At 57.9% G+C, this 14,806-nt stretch carries 14 protein-coding genes and 1 tRNA gene; 10 read left to right on the top strand and 5 right to left on the bottom strand.

What is annotated here, in order from left to right:
* A partial coding sequence (locus G7A66_RS00930; RefSeq protein WP_174293823.1) for a PEPxxWA-CTERM sorting domain-containing protein occupies nucleotides 1-189 on the top strand: 189 nt, incomplete at its 5' end.
* Between the two features lie 579 nt (nucleotides 190-768).
* Here the strand turns inward: G7A66_RS00930 and G7A66_RS00925 are convergent.
* Nucleotides 769-858, bottom strand: a tRNA-Ser gene (locus tag G7A66_RS00925).
* Nucleotides 859-988: 130 nt separating this feature from the next.
* Here G7A66_RS00925 and G7A66_RS00920 point away from each other — a divergent pair.
* The 9 genes from G7A66_RS00920 (at nucleotide 989) to mazG (ending at nucleotide 9,102) form a co-directional block, all read left to right on the top strand.
* Entirely contained in the window at nucleotides 989-2,011 is a 1,023-nt protein-coding gene (locus G7A66_RS00920) for a lytic murein transglycosylase (protein ID WP_174293822.1), read from the top strand.
* A 326-nt stretch (nucleotides 2,012-2,337) separates the two neighbouring features.
* Nucleotides 2,338-3,411: a D-alanyl-D-alanine carboxypeptidase family protein gene (locus G7A66_RS00915; protein ID WP_332310456.1), complete on the top strand. Its 1,074-nt coding sequence runs from the start codon at nucleotides 2,338-2,340 to the stop codon at nucleotides 3,409-3,411.
* Nucleotides 3,408-4,055 carry a dTMP kinase gene (gene tmk / locus G7A66_RS00910; protein WP_174293821.1) on the top strand — a complete coding sequence of 216 codons (648 nt, stop codon included), beginning with the start codon at nucleotides 3,408-3,410 and terminating at the stop codon, nucleotides 4,053-4,055. The genes G7A66_RS00915 and tmk overlap by 4 nt, the downstream gene beginning before the upstream one ends.
* Nucleotides 4,055-5,023 (top strand): DNA polymerase III subunit delta', encoded by a 969-nt coding sequence (locus G7A66_RS00905; protein WP_174293820.1) that lies wholly within the window; start codon nucleotides 4,055-4,057, stop codon nucleotides 5,021-5,023. The genes tmk and G7A66_RS00905 overlap by 1 nt, the downstream gene beginning before the upstream one ends.
* The gene (gene metG / locus G7A66_RS00900; protein ID WP_174293819.1) at nucleotides 5,016-6,575 is read left to right on the top strand and encodes a methionine--tRNA ligase; all 1,560 of its coding nucleotides are present in this window, start codon (nucleotides 5,016-5,018) and stop codon (nucleotides 6,573-6,575) included. Before G7A66_RS00905 ends, metG begins: the two co-directional genes overlap by 8 nt.
* Nucleotides 6,575-7,351: a TatD family hydrolase gene (locus G7A66_RS00895; RefSeq protein ID WP_174293818.1), complete on the top strand. Its 777-nt coding sequence runs from the start codon at nucleotides 6,575-6,577 to the stop codon at nucleotides 7,349-7,351. The genes metG and G7A66_RS00895 overlap by 1 nt, the downstream gene beginning before the upstream one ends.
* Nucleotides 7,348-8,115 carry an MBL fold metallo-hydrolase gene (locus tag G7A66_RS00890; protein WP_174293817.1) on the top strand — a complete coding sequence of 256 codons (768 nt, stop codon included), beginning with the start codon at nucleotides 7,348-7,350 and terminating at the stop codon, nucleotides 8,113-8,115. Before G7A66_RS00895 ends, G7A66_RS00890 begins: the two co-directional genes overlap by 4 nt.
* Nucleotides 8,112-8,279 (top strand): hypothetical protein, encoded by a 168-nt coding sequence (locus G7A66_RS00885; protein WP_174293816.1) that lies wholly within the window; start codon nucleotides 8,112-8,114, stop codon nucleotides 8,277-8,279. The genes G7A66_RS00890 and G7A66_RS00885 overlap by 4 nt, the downstream gene beginning before the upstream one ends.
* A 58-nt stretch (nucleotides 8,280-8,337) precedes the next feature.
* On the top strand, nucleotides 8,338-9,102 hold the full coding sequence (gene mazG, locus G7A66_RS00880; RefSeq protein WP_174293815.1) for a nucleoside triphosphate pyrophosphohydrolase: 765 nt from the start codon (nucleotides 8,338-8,340) through the stop codon (nucleotides 9,100-9,102).
* A 7-nt stretch (nucleotides 9,103-9,109) separates the two neighbouring features.
* Here mazG and hflX read toward each other — a convergent pair whose 3' ends face one another.
* The 4 genes from hflX to G7A66_RS00860 form a co-directional block, all read right to left on the bottom strand.
* A complete protein-coding gene (hflX, locus tag G7A66_RS00875) occupies nucleotides 9,110-10,408 on the bottom strand; it encodes a GTPase HflX (protein ID WP_174293814.1) in 1,299 nt (432 codons plus the stop codon).
* A 17-nt stretch (nucleotides 10,409-10,425) separates the two neighbouring features.
* Entirely contained in the window at nucleotides 10,426-10,992 is a 567-nt protein-coding gene (hfq, locus tag G7A66_RS00870; RefSeq protein WP_174293813.1) for an RNA chaperone Hfq, read from the bottom strand.
* A gap of 163 nt (nucleotides 10,993-11,155) precedes the next feature.
* Nucleotides 11,156-12,532 (bottom strand): nitrogen assimilation response regulator NtrX, encoded by a 1,377-nt coding sequence (gene ntrX / locus G7A66_RS00865; protein ID WP_174293812.1) that lies wholly within the window; start codon nucleotides 12,530-12,532, stop codon nucleotides 11,156-11,158.
* Nucleotides 12,533-12,551: 19 nt separating this feature from the next.
* Nucleotides 12,552-14,798, bottom strand: a complete 2,247-nt coding sequence (locus G7A66_RS00860; RefSeq protein WP_174293811.1) for a sensor histidine kinase — start codon at nucleotides 14,796-14,798, stop codon at nucleotides 12,552-12,554.
* Nucleotides 14,799-14,806: the final 8 nt, after the last annotated feature.

Here is a 14,806-nt window from a genome sequence, read left to right as displayed (position 1 = left end):
GGCGTTGGGTTCAGCGCGGGCAGTGACTCATTCTCACACATCACCTTCTTCAACACAGGCTCGACCCCTGCAGTTCCGGAACCCACTACATGGGCAATGATGCTGTTTGGCTTCGGCGCCATCGGCTTCGCTATGCGTCGCCGGAAAGACAAGACCGTTACTCGCAGACTTCACGTTTCCTACAACTGATACGCTCCATTATAGCTCTACGCCGCCCGCCTCGACTGGCGGCGTTTTGCTGTCCTTAGATCCGCTATTTATCCGGCGTCGGACACCTGCACTTTCGGCGGCGATCGGACCCGCGAGGGCTTTAGGAGAAAAGCCTCCAGGCTACCCCGCCGAGCACCAGCCAAAGCCCTCCGTTCACAATTGCGGCGATGAGCAGGCTCTTCTGGTTCGTAAGTTCTCGTTGCATCCCGCCCTCCCAAGCGTTTTACGTCTTACCAACCTATGTTAATAGAATCTCTTACCTTGCCAAGGGTATTTTGCGAACGGGGCTTCAAGAAGAGCGCGCGCCGGCGTTTTTTGCGCTTAGATGACGCGACGGCGGCACAAACACCGGCGCGACTAAGGGTAACCGCAACGCTTGGAAGCTCGGCGGGTGATCTGCGGAGGCCGAGCGGCGGCTCGCTACCTACTAAGCCACAGCGGCAAGGTGCCCAAGGGTCAGATCACACTTTAAACGTATGCTAGCAAGCCTGTTATCGGGGAGCGGTTATGGGAGCCGAAGCCTCACCCTAGAAAAAATTGAAACATTTCAAGGAGATTTGGCGGACAGGGTGGGATTCGAACCCACGAAGGGCTTGCACCCTTGCCGGTTTTCAAGACCGGTGCTTTCAACCGCTCAGCCACCTGTCCGCGCGGATGAGGGCCTAGTCGCACAATTTCCGGTTGTCACCCGTTTCTGCATTCATCCTGTAGCTTGGGCGGAGCCTTTACAGAACTTATCCGTTGATGGACCAGATCGAACTGCGGCAACGAAAGCTCCATGAAAACAATCCCAGCAATCATCATCGCCCTTTCCGCCAGCTTGGCAACACTGTCGCCGGCACCGGCATCTGGACAAGACATGTCCTTCGATGCCTACAAGCAGTTGCTTATCGCACGAGCTCGTGCGGAGGGGGTGAGCGATCAGACCATCCAGCGTATGACTTATGATCTCACCCCCAATCAGCGGGTGATCGAGCTTGACGAAGGTCAGCCGGGATCGTCTTCGGGGACAGGTTATCCGCGCCTCGCCCCTTATATCGCCACGCATGTCGATAGCGCCCGAATAAGTGGAGGCCGTCGCACCCTATCTTCCGTGCGCAGCTATGCCGAAGGTGCGGAAAAGCAGTTTGGCGTACCTGCCGAGATCCTCGTGGCGATCTGGGGGCACGAAACGAATTACGGCAGTTACAAGGGTAACTTCGACCTCGCGCGATCCCTTGCCACACTGGCATGGGAAGGGCGCCGCCGCGACCTGTTCGAGCAGGAGTTCGTCGATCTTCTCAAGATTGCCGACAGAGGCTTCGACCGGTCGCAGCTTGTGGGCAGCTGGGCAGGAGCATTTGGAAATCCCCAGTTCCTCCCCAGTGTCTATTTGAGGCTTGCGATCGATGGTGACGGAGACGGGCGGGCAGATATCTTCAATAACCGGGTCGATACCCTTTATTCCATCGCAAATTATTTCCGGGATGCCGGATGGCGCACGGGGCAGCCCTGGGGGGTTCGCGCCTCTGTTCCTTCCGGACTCGAGCTTGGCACTCTGGACAACGAGATTGTCGCGCCGGTCTGCCCCCGGGTACATGAACGTCATAGTCAGTGGCGCACTGTGGCCGAGTGGCGCGCGCTCGGTGTGCAGCCTCAGGAATATCTCGCTGATGACGTCATGGTTTCTCTGTTCCAGCCTGATGGTGCAGGGTCGCCAGCCTGGCTTCTGACTGCGAATTACCGGGTTATTCTCGAATATAATTGCTCAAACTATTATGCGATGAGTGTTGGCCTCCTAGCCGATGAGATTGCGGGATAAGCTTCGGCGGGAGACAATTCGCTGGTGGAAAGGGTCAGTGGAGTTTGCGTCCTGATGTAGGCGTGGTTCGCCACCCGTTCTTGCATGCGAGCATGCCCAAGTCGCTAAACTTGTGCCGGCGTTTGCCTCCTGCCGAGGCCCGTGCTCTATCGCCAAGGCAGGAGCGACAGGTTATAGCACTGCCGCGTTCGCATGACGCAGATCAGTCCCCCATTTAAGTTTTTGGGGCAGGAGCGAAATTGAGACTATCATTGAAATTTGCGCTGGGAACGGCTTGCCTATTCTTCGCGACTTTGCCTGCGTCGGCTCAAAACTCCGAATACGGAGTGCCTGATCCGCAGGAGATACCTGTCGCATTAATGGTCGATCTGTCCAGCGGGCAGACCTTGTTTGCACGTGATCCTGACAGGCGATTCATGCCCGCATCCGTCACGAAAGTCATGACGACCTTCCTCGCTTTCGAACTCATTGATGCTGGCAAAATCGACCTTGCGCAGATCTTCACCATGAGCAGCAACGCTTATGAGAACTGGCACCGGGTGGGTTCCACCATGTTTCTGGACGAGAATGCGAGGATCACGGTCGATCAGTTGTTGCATGGCATCACGACCGTCTCTGCCAATGACGGTTCCGTCGTCCTGGCGGAAGGGGCCGCAGGCTCGGTCAATGCTTGGACGGACATGATGAATGCAAAGGCCGCGGAAATCGGGATGCGGGACAGCCGTTTCTACTCACCCAACGGCTTTCCTGACGAGGGGCGCACTTTCGTTTCGGCCAATGATCTCGTGCGCCTCGCATCGGCCTTGATCAAGCGGCATCCGGAGAAGTTCCGGCACTTCATCGGCCAGGAAGGATACGACTACGGTGGTATCGCCCAGGTCAATCACGATCCCCTGATCGGCAGGGTCGAAGGGGCCGACGGAATCAAGACCGGCTTCACGAACGATGCCGGTTACACTTACCTTGGAACGGCCCAGCGAGGGCCGCGCCGTCTGGCGATCGTGGTTGCGGGTGCAGACCGGGCGAGCATCCGCAATCGCGCTGCGATAAGTTTCATGGAATGGGGCTTCGATGCGTTCGAAAGCAGGCGTCTGTTCGAAAACGATGCAGTTATTGCTCAGGCACGTCTCCAGGATGCGGACGCAGGCGTCATGCCGTTGAAGGCTGCAGGGCCGTTAAGGATAACGGTACCGAAAGGCAGCGATCCCGACATCAGTGTCTCGCTTGCGTATGAAGGACCCCTGCGCGCGCCTGTCAAGGAGGGGGAGAAGGTTGCGGAACTTGATATTTCCATTGAAGGCATGGAGCCGTTCTCAGTCCCACTCTTCGCAGCAAGATCTGCCGAGAAGGCTTCATTTTTGCAACGTATTTCCAACGGCATCGCAAGCTTGTTTACATGACACGGGGCAAGTTCATCGTTTTTGAAGGCGGGGAGGGTGCCGGCAAGTCAACCCAAGCGCGCCGACTGATCGGATTTCTTGAAGAACGCAACATACCCACGGTGCTGACACGCGAACCTGGCGGCACTGCCGGCGCCGAAGCAATCCGTACGTTGCTTCTTGATCCACCGGCGATTGGTGAAGGATGGGGAAGCAGAGCCGAAGCCTTGCTGTTCGCCGCTGCCCGTTCGGATCATGTAGAAAAAACGATTGAACCCGCCCTTGCTGCGGGCAGATGGGTCGTATGCGACAGGTTCCTGGCATCCAGTGTAGCCTATCAGGGCGGGGCAGGGGGACTAGGTGCCCATTCGCTTTACGAGCTACATCAATTTGGAAGCGCCGGCATGCTGCCCGACCTGACCCTGATCCTGACGATCTCGCCAGCTCTTACCAGAAATCGCCTGGCAAAACGTGATGGGGAGCACACCGATGCCATTTCTGGCAGGCCGGCGAAATATCATCGCAAGGTTGCGGATGCTTTTGCGACCATCGCAGCCGACCCTCGCCACAAAGCTTGCAGTATCGATGCGAACGCCGCCGAGGACGAGGTGTTCGCGTCGATCCGCGCCGCGGTTCAGCCGCTGATCGAGCAAAGGAGCCGGTGATGATCGGGCATTCCGGTCCATGGTCCGAATGGACCCAGGCAATGGAGCAGGGGCGGGTGCATCACGCGTGGTTGCTGGCGGGCCCGCAGGGAACCGGCAAACAGCATTTCGCCATGCGTGCTGCTCTCAATCTGGTAAGTCATCAAGGCAGCACCTCAGGGGAACAACAGCATCCCGACATCGTTCTTCTGCGCAATTTGCCCAAGGACGAGAAGGAAGACCGTAAGCGTGAGGAAGGCAAACCGTTCGAAACCAAGCGGAATATCTCCGTTGCGCAAATTCGTGAGATGCAGCGCCGCCTGACAACGCGTCCGACTCTGGGTGACCACCGTGCGATCATCATCGACGCGGCCGATGATCTGGAGAAATCTGCTGCCAATGCGCTCCTGAAGAGCCTCGAGGAACCACCTGAAGGCACAAGATTTCTTCTGATTGCGCATCGTCCGGCAAAGCTCCTTCCTACGATCCGGTCCCGCTGCCGGGTCCTGCGATTTGCTTCGATCCCGGATGACGAGATGCGGGTGTTCCTCTCGGACAAAGTGCCGAATTCCGATCAGGATACCATGGATGCGGCCATTGTCGCCGCGGCGGGGTCTCCGGGCGCCGCCCTGGAATTCTTGAAGCAAGATCTGGCTCCTGTCGCGGTACTGATGCACAATATCGCAACGACGGGAGATCAAGATTTCAAGCTACGCGGGTCATTAGCAGAGGTGATTGGCACAAGATCGGATCGCGAGCGACTGCGTGCAATCCTCGATCTGTCCCGCGCGATGTTATCGGCCAGATTGTCGGAGGAGGATCAAATCGCCGATGCCGAGACCGTGAGCCGGCTAATCGAAGCCCATACCGCACTGGTGAGGCTCGGAAACGAGGCTCCTACCTTCAATTACGATCCTGCCATGCTGATTATGGAAATCGGAACCTTGCTCGCATCCGCCTCGCCGCATAGGAAGCGCATCGATGCCTGATCCTTTCTATATAACCACTGCCATCAGCTATCCCAACGGGCGGCCGCATATCGGGCACGCCTATGAGGCCATAGCTGCCGACGTGATCGCCAGGTTCCAGCGCATGGAGGGGAGGGAGGTACGCCTTCAGACCGGCACGGACGAGCACGGCTTGAAGATGGCTCGCAAAGCACAGGAAACGGGGCAGACGACCCGCGAATTGGCCGATGAAATGTCCGGCTATTTCAAGGCCATGTGTGATGGTCTTGATGTCAGTTATGACCGCTTTATCCGCACGGTCGATGCAGACCACCACCGTGCAAGCCAAGCGCTCTGGACGTCGATGGCTGCGAATGGCGATCTTTACCTCGATCGTTACGAAGGCTGGTATTCGGTCAGGGACGAGGCCTATTATGGCGAGAGCGAATTGGTCGATGCCGAGGACGGCGGGCGATTGTCGCCGAACCATACGCCCGTTGAATGGACTGTCGAGGAAAGCTGGTTTTTCCGCCTTTCGAAATACCAGGACAGACTACTGGAACTGTTCAGGAAAAATCCGCAATTTCTGCAACCGGAAAGCAGGCGGAACGAAATGATAGCGTTCGTTTCGGGCGGTTTGCGGGACCTGTCCATTTCGCGCACCAGCTTCGACTGGGGCGTACCCGTCCCCGGCAGCGACGGCCATGTCATGTACGTCTGGGTCGATGCGCTTACAAATTACCTGACCGGCGTTGGCTACCCGGACGGCGGAGAGCAGTGGAAGAAGTTTTGGCCCGCCAGTCTGCACTTGATCGGCAAGGATATAGTTCGGTTTCATGCGGTCTATTGGCCGGCCTTTCTCATGAGTGCCGGCCTTGAGCTGCCCAAGACGATTTTCGGACATGGTTTCTTGCTCAACCGGGGTCAGAAGGAGTCGAAGTCGCTCGGCAATGTGACCGACCCGCTGATGCTTGCGGAGCGCTTCGGGGTGGACAATCTGCGCTATTACCTACTGCGAGACGTCGCCTTCGGGCAGGATGGCAGCTACTCGGCAGAAGCCATTGTTTTGCGGACAAATGCCGAACTCGCGAACAGCTTCGGCAATCTGGCGCAGCGAACCTTGTCCATGATCTACAAGAACTGCGAAGGCCGCCTTGTTCCAGATGCTGTCACATCAGCAGAAGATGCGGATCTCGAACGGAAAGTGCTGGAGCAGATCGGTAATCTGCGAGCCTCGTTCCATGATCTTGCCTTCAGCGATGGTTTGACCTCGTGGATGAAGGCGGTTTTCGCCTGTAACCAGTTCGTCGACGACATGGCACCCTGGGCCTTGAAGAAGACCGACCCTGAACGGATGACCGCTGTGCTTATGGTCCTGTTCCGCTGCGTTCGGCATCTTGCTCTTGCTGTAAGGCCCGTGGTGCCCGGTTCGGCCGACAGGCTGCTCGAACAGATGGGCATTGCTCCGGGCGAACGCAACTTTGCCGCACTGGACGATCCGCATTGGTTTGCCGAGCTCGCCCGCGACTTCGTTCTTTCGCAACCCGAAGGCGTGTTTCCGCGGCTCGATCTTCCTGAAGGGGAAGAGGGCTGATGCTCGTCGATAGCCACTGCCATCTCGAATATGAAGGATTGGCGGAACGACAGTCCGAAGCGTTGGATAGCGCCCGACAGGTCGGCGTAGGAGCGTTTCTCAACATCTCTACCCGGCGTTCGGAATGGGACCGCGTCGTGGCGACGGCCAATCGGCACGCCGATGTCTGGGCAAGTATAGGTATTCACCCGCATGAGGCCGATGCACATGACGATCTGGGAAAGGGCACGCTGCTCGCTGCAACAGAAGATGCGCGGGTGATAGGGATTGGCGAAACGGGGCTCGATTACCACTACAACAAATCCGAACATGACACACAGCAGCGCCTGTTCCGGATGCATATCGAAGTTGCGCGAGCAACGCAGTTGCCCTTGATCATCCACACGCGCGATGCTGAAGAAGATACCCTTGCAATAATCGCGGATGAGATGGACAAGGGGGCGTTCCCCGCACTGATCCACTGCTTTACGGCATCTGCCGATTTTGCCCGGAAAGTGCTGGCGCTTGGCCTCTCTATATCGATCTCCGGAATAGTAACCTTCAAGAATGCCAAGGATTTGCAAGCAATAGCTGCGAACCTTCCACAAGATCGTCTGCTGGTGGAAACCGACAGCCCCTTCCTGGCTCCGGTTCCTCATCGAGGCAAGCCTTGCGAACCGGCATTCGTTCGCAGCACGGCAGATTATCTCGCAGCACTTCGAGACGAATCCTTTGACGATCTGGCCGAAGCGACTTCAGATAATTTCTACAAGCTATTTGGCAAGGCCGTGCGATGAAACTGATCATGCTCGGCTCAGGAACATCGACCGGTGTTCCGCGGATCGGCAACGACTGGGGCGATTGCGATCCTTCAGAGCCTCGCAATCGCAGAACGCGGGTATCGATCATCGTCGAAAATAACGAGGGCAAGCGCTTGCTCGTTGATACGTCCACGGACATGCGCCAGCAATTCCTGGCCAATTACATCGACTATATCGATGCGGTCTTCTGGACACACGATCATGCAGACCACTGTCACGGCATCGATGACATGCGGGCTCTGCGCTATGGTCGTGGCGGCCCGATCCCCGGTTTCGCTGCGGATGAAACCGTGCGCCGGTTGCGTCAGCGGTTCGGATACGTATTCGCTGGCCAACATGGCTATCACACCATCGTCAACCTCGAGGCGCTGGACCGCTTGCGAATGTTCGCGGGTTTCTCGGTCGAGCATTGCCAGATGCCGCACGGACCGGCGCAAAGTACGGCTTATCGGTTTGAATGTGACGGCAAATCAATCGGGTATGCGACAGACTTCAGTGAAATCACGGCACCTATGCTCGATTTGTTCGAAGATGTGGACCTTCTGGTATGCGATTGCCTCAGGCGAGATCCACATCCCACACACGCGCATCTTGGCATGGCCCTGGATTTCGGCTCCAGGGTGAACGCCGGGCGCATCGTTCTGTCGCACCTCGACAAGAGTATGGATTACCGGACGCTTGCCGATGAAGTGCCTAACCACGTCGAAATCGGCTTCGACGGCCTGATCGTTGAACTATGAGCGAGTTGGATACCATCCAGATAGTTGCACTGGTCGGCTGGCTGGTGCTGGTTGGCAGCGCATTGACTGCTTATCGGCTTAGCTGGCGGAGGAGCATCATCTATTTGCTTATTTGGGGATCGATATTCGCGTTGGCTGTCCTGCTGTTTGGGCTGGTAGCATGACGCTAACCTCATACTGCATTTTACATAATATCTATTATCGTTTTAGCGTTGTGACCTGATGACCGACCAGTTCGCTCGCCTTCTGCAGATAATGCGACGATTGCGCGACCCTCTCTCCGGTTGCGAATGGGACCGCGCGCAGACGTTTGCGACGATTGCTCCATACACCATCGAGGAAGCTTACGAAGTGAGCGACGCAATCGATCGCAACGACGATGACGATCTGAAGGAGGAACTCGGAGACCTCTTGCTGCAGGTAGTCTTCCAAAGCCAGATTGCAGAAGAAGCCGGCCTGTTCGACATACAGGATGTAGCCCGCACCATAGCCGACAAGATGGAAGCCCGGCATCCGCATATCTTTTCCGACGCAACTGCAGCCGAAGTGGAAAGCAGGTGGGAGCAACTCAAAGAGCATGAGCGGCATGCCAAAGGTGAGCAAAGCGCTATGGATGGAGTGGCCTTGGCGCTTCCGGGGCTTCTGAGAGCGGAAAAGTTGCAGAAACGCGCCGCCAGAGAAGGCTTCGACTGGGCAGACAGGTCTGGTGCGGAATCCAAGATACTCGAGGAGATGCAAGAATTACGGCAATCGAGTGCGGCCGACCGGGAAGAAGAAGCCGGCGATCTGCTGTTCTCTGCCGTCAACCTCGTAAGAAAATATGGAGTCGATCCCGAAGTTGCCATGCGCAAAGCCAATGCAAAATTCGAGCGGCGGTATCGCGTGATGGAGGCCATGGCCGAAACTACATATGGATCTGGTTTGAGCCCACTTGACGATGCGGAAATGGATAGTCTGTGGCGGGCCGCGAAGGCTCAGGAGCTGTGAACGCCGCTTAAAGTGAGGCGAACTGCCCCGCCTCTTTCGGGTTCAATCGCACTACCAGACGTGTAAGCGGCCCCTCCGGTCCATCTCCGGCCCGATCCTCGGCCAACACTTCGCCATGTGCGTGTAGCCACGCGATCTGTCGCCCTGCCGACAGCGGCAGGAGATATTCGCGAGTGATCGCAGAACCCGTCAGCAACGTGCCCAATTGCGTCAGGAGCTGGTCCACCCCCACCCCAGTCGCCGCCGAAATTGCCGTAACCATCTCGATTTCGCCAGCAACGGAAGCAACCTCCTGGGCAGCCTCTTCCGCTAGCAGATCGACCTTGTTCCATACCTCGACAATCGGAATCTCCGATTGCCCATGCTCATCAAGCACACCGAGATCAGCCAAAACCTGCAAGACCTGCTGCTTCTGCGCATCGCTTGCCGGATTGGCGATGTCGCGAACATGCAGGATGATGTCCGCCGCCGTCACCTCCTCGAGAGTTGCACGAAAGGCAGCGACGAGCTGGGTCGGCAGATCGGAGATAAACCCGACGGTGTCGGAGATGATCGCCTTTTCCACTCCGGGCAACCGAATGGCGCGCATCGTGGGATCGAGAGTGGCGAACAGAAGGTCTTCCGCCATGATGTCAGATCCAGTCAATCTGTTGAAAAGTGTAGACTTCCCTGCGTTCGTGTAACCGACAAGCGCTATGATGGGCCATGGGGCCCGTTCTCGCCTGTCCCTGTGCAATGAACGGGTCTTGCGAACCTGCTCAAGCTCCTTGCGCAACCGCCCCATTCGATTTCGGATCATGCGGCGATCCGCTTCGATCTGCGTTTCGCCCGGGCCACCAAGAAAGCCGAAACCGCCGCGCTGACGTTCCAGGTGGGTCCAGCTGCGAACCAGCCGGCTCTGCTGGTAATCGAGGTGTGCGAGTTCCACCTGCAGACGCCCCTCGGCCGTGGCCGCTCTTTCGCCGAAAATCTCGAGGATCAGACCAGTCCGGTCGATCACCTTGCGTTCGAGCTTTTCCTCGAGGTTCCGCTGCTGAATAGCGCTTAGCGCTCCGTCGACGACGACAAGCTCAGCGTCCTCCAACGTACACGCAGTGGCGATGTTTTCCACCTGCCCTGCCCCAAACAGCGTATTCGGTTTCACCTCCCGAACCGGGATGATAACGGCGTCTGCAATCTCGATCCCTATCGCAAGGGCCAGACCCTCTGCCTCGGCGAGGCGCTCGTCAGGCGGCAGGTCGTTGCGCTGGCCTCTGATATCCGGGCAAATTACGAGAGCACGAGCGCCGCGCGTGACTTCTCCCATGAGGTCATCATCGTAGCTCAGTGGTCATCGCCTTCTTCGTCGCTCAGGTCCACGGCTTCTGCGGGCTGAATGGTGGAGACCGCGTGCTTGTAGGCAAGCTGCACATAACCTTCTCGCTCAAGCAGCATGCAGAAAAGATCATAAGCTGCAATCTGCCCCTGCAGCATGACGCCGTTCACAAGGAACATCGTGACTTGAACTTCGCTTTCGCGAACTCTCGACAGGAAAACGTCCTGCAAAAGGCGCTGCTTGCGATTGCTATCCTGACTTCCGAACTGCTCTGCGTCTATCGGCTGACTTGGCATGATGGTCGATATGGCATGCTTGTAGACAAGCTGAGACTGCCCATCGCGCCGGAGCAGGATCGAAAAATTGTCGAACCATGTCACGATGCCTTGCAGCTTCACCCCTTTAACGAGGAACATTGTAACCGGCGCCTTTGTCCGGCGCAGAAGGTTCAGGAAGGCATCCTGCAGATTTGCGTGCCTGGTCTGCTTCATCTTTTCAGACGGCGGGCTCGCAGCATCTATTTCTGCTGGCGCATCGGCCTTCGGTCGTGCCGACAGCGTCTTACCGGTTGGCATTATTCACCTCTTTTGCTCTTGGCGGCGACCGGTTGGATCGCGGCAATCTGAAGCTGATCACTTAAGCTGACAGGTTCGGACCTTGGCGGCATGCATCGCGCTGCCTCACGGGATCAATGCACGATAGGCAGCGCCGTTCCCCCTGAGATAATTGATTTGTCGTTCAATCGTCGGCTTTCCTGTCGCCCATCCCCAAAAGCTTCAACTTTCTGTGAAGAGCGGATCTTTCCATGCCGATGAAGCTCGCTGTTTTCGAGATGTTTCCGCTAAACCGCCGTATCTGAATGGAAAGATACTCACGTTCGAAATTCTCGCGCGCTTCACGTAGCGGTACCCCCATCAATGTGGATATTCCATGGCCCCCACCGAGCCTGCCACCGGTTACCTCGCCCGGCAACATGTCGGGGGCAACTTCGACCAGGTTCTCTCGCGGTGTCAGGATGATGGTTCTTTCCACGACATTCCGCAATTGCCGCACGTTCCCAGGCCAGTCATAGGCCTGCAGCGCAGCCATCGCTTCGTCGCCAATCTCAGGCGCAGGAATGCCCTGTTCTGCCGAGTAGCGGGTGAAGAAATGTTCTGCCAGCGCCGATATGTCGTCGCGCCTTTCCGCAAGCGAAGGAATGGTCACGGGCACCACATTCAATCGATAGAAAAGATCCTCGCGAAAGGTTTTCTCCTCCATCTCCTCCTGAAGATCTCTGCTGGTGGAAGAAACGACCCGAACATCGACGCCGATCTGGCGATTACCTCCGACCCTGACGAAGCTCTGCTCCGTCAACACGCGCAGAATTCTTGCCTGCGTCGACAGGGGCATGTCCGCGACCTCGTCCAGATACAGGGTTCCGCCATCCGCCATCTCGAGAAGGCCGGGCCGGATCAGCTTGCCGTCTGCTTCCTCACCGAACAGTTCCTGTTCGAACCTTTCAGGAGTGATCCGTGCCGAGTTTACGATAACGAAGGCCGCTTCGGCCCGGGGACTCCAGCTGTGAAGCAGCCTTGCCGCTACTTCCTTGCCCGCCCCTGCCGGGCCGGTAATCATTACGCGGCTGCCCGTCGCCGCCACTCGCTTCAGCGTAGCCCGGACCTGGTTGATCACGACGGAGTTCCCGGTGAACTCTTCCCCGCGTGAGAAGCCCTGTTTCAGACGCGTATTCTCACGCCGCAGTCGTTCGGTTTCGGTCGCCCGTTCGACCAGCAGAAGCAGTCTTTCTGCTTCGAAGGGCTTTTCGAGGAAATCCATGGCCCCGCGGCTGACGGCGGAAACGGCCGTGTCGATATTGCCATGTCCGGAGAAGATGATCACCGGCAGTTCCGGTTCACGGGCCTTGATCGCGTCGAGCACTTCCAGACCGTCCATGGCGCTGCCGTGAAGCCATACGTCAAGCAGGACCAGGCTCGGCCGTCGCTCGTCCACGGCAGCCAGCGCAGCGCTGCTGTCCCCGGCCGTGCGGCATTCGTACCCCTCGTCACTCAGCACGCCCGCCACCAGGTCGCGGATGTCCTTTTCGTCGTCTACGATCAGTATGTCGAGCGCCATTGGTGCTCCTCTCTGTCCATTATTCCGCTGCTTCGTTGTTGCTCGTGGCGATGTTTTCCGATGTCACCGGATTGCGTGCAAAACGCATCGTTACCCGGGTTCCGCCGCCCTCGCTGGCTGCAAAGGTCATTTCCCCGCCATGTTCTTCCACGATCTTGTTCACGATCGCGAGGCCAAGCCCGGTGCCTTTTTCCCGGGTCGTCATGTAGGGTTCCACGATACGTTCGCGGTCCTGCGGCAGGCCGATGCCATTGTCCTCGACCGAAACGCACAGGCGGTCATCTTCCATCTCGGCGACAATTTTAATTCGCCCGCGATATTCGACATCTGCCGCTGATTCTCTCGCCTCGATCGCTTCGACAGCATTCTTCAGAACATTCGTCATCGCCTGTCCGAACTGATGCCGGTCGCAGGCTATGGTGTGGGCCTGCTCCACATCGGCATCCAGCAGGTAATTGACTGCCGGATGCGCGACTTCCTGCAGGAAAACGGCCTGCCGGATCAGATCGAGGGCGTCCTCCTGGCGAAAGCTCGGTTTCGGAAGTCTGGCAAATGAGGAGAATTCATCGACCATCTTGCGAAGGTCACCCACTTGCCGGATGATAGTTGCCGTCAATTCCTCGAACAATTCACCGTCATTAACGATTTGATTTCGGTAGCGGCGCTTCAAACGCTCCGTAGCGAGTTGGATCGGGGTCAGCGGGTTCTTTATCTCATGCGCAATACGGCGCGCGACGTCCGACCATGCGGCCTGACGCTGGTCGAGCAACTGCCGGGTAATATCCTCGAAGGTGATCACATGTCCGTTCGTGGCAGGCGCAACCTTCACGGCAAGGGTCAGCAGTTCCCCGGCACGATTGTAACTGACGATGCCGCTGGAGAGCCCCGCCATCGTGAGGGCAACCATCTGGGGCGCCAAATCGTCCAGCAATAGTGTAGTCGGCGGCGTGACGGCGTCGTTCAGCAAAAGCTTACGCGCGGACGCGTTCATGAGCAGGATCTGTCCGTCATGGTCGATGGAGATGACGCCAGCGGTGACGGATTGCAGAACGGCTTCGATAAAGGTCCGCCGTTCCGCTAGCTGCCGGTTCGCGCCAACCAGCGCGTCCGTCTGTTTTTCCAGCTGCGCGGTCATTCGATTGAATGCCCGGTTCAGCAGGCCGATCTCGTCCGCGCCCGTGCGCCCTTCCAGGCGAAGCGCGAAGTTACCGCCGCCTACCTTCCGTGCCGCCGCCACGAGGTCGCGCAAGGGTTCGACCTGCCGGTCGGCAAAGCGCAGCGCGAACCATACTGCCATTGCAAGCAGCATCAGGCTGACGAAGAAGAGCGCGAGATTGAAGCGCAGTTGCAGCGCACGCGCCCGGTCTGTCACAAGGCTGTAGTTCGCAACGACAGCTTGCGCGCGTTCCCATTGGCTGAAAGCCAGCGCCTCGCTATTACGAGCATTGTAGAGAAACACTCCGCTTGCAGGATCGATCGGGACCAGTGCCGCTATCCTGGTCGGATCGGCCTGAACGGCGACCTGTTCGCCTCTGCCCGCACTCGTCAGCAGATCGCGCAGCAGTCGCTGCGGCGCTTCTTCGTCGCTCAGATCGACGATGGCCGCCGTGCGTACCTCGCCATTCGTGAACTGCTGGAGAATGGCGGATTCGTTAAGTTCACGACCCTGCACCTGCAAGCCGTAGAAATCGGCAAAGTCCGGATCCGCGAGCGTTCCGCGCTCGAGATAATACCGGATGTCGGCTGCCATCGTGATGGTCTGGTTGGCGACCTGACGCTGGTTCTGTTCGTAATAGCCCTGCGCCAGCGCATTCGCATTCTGCATCAATTGGCGTGAATTGTCCGAAAACCAGAAATTCACGCCCGATTGAAACAGGACCGCCGCAAAACCCGCGACTAGCAGAGTAGGGACTGCCGCCACGATCGAGAAGAAGAACACCAGCTTGACGTGCAACCGGCCGGTACTGCCCCCTGCCCGGCGGATCGCCATGCGCCGACCGAACAGCACCATCAGCGACATCGCAGGCAGCAGGGTGCCGACCATGAGCAGCGCGACCTGCCCGGCCGGCAGCAACTGCCGATCGGGCGGCGCGTTAGTGAAGGTGAGGTAAGTCGTTCCCACCATCAGCAAGAACACGACCAGAGCGGTGATTTCGAGCAGCAGATACAGATTGGCCCGCCGCGAGGCGACGGTGAAGCGCCGCCACATTCGCGAACTGCGGCGACCACTTCCCGTCGCGGCAATTGCCATATCCGTTTCTACCATGCAGTCTG

This window comes from Alteripontixanthobacter muriae, from assembly GCF_013336795.1.
Lineage (GTDB): Bacteria > Pseudomonadota > Alphaproteobacteria > Sphingomonadales > Sphingomonadaceae > Pseudopontixanthobacter > Pseudopontixanthobacter muriae.
This window is presented reverse-complemented; position numbering and strand designations above follow the sequence as displayed.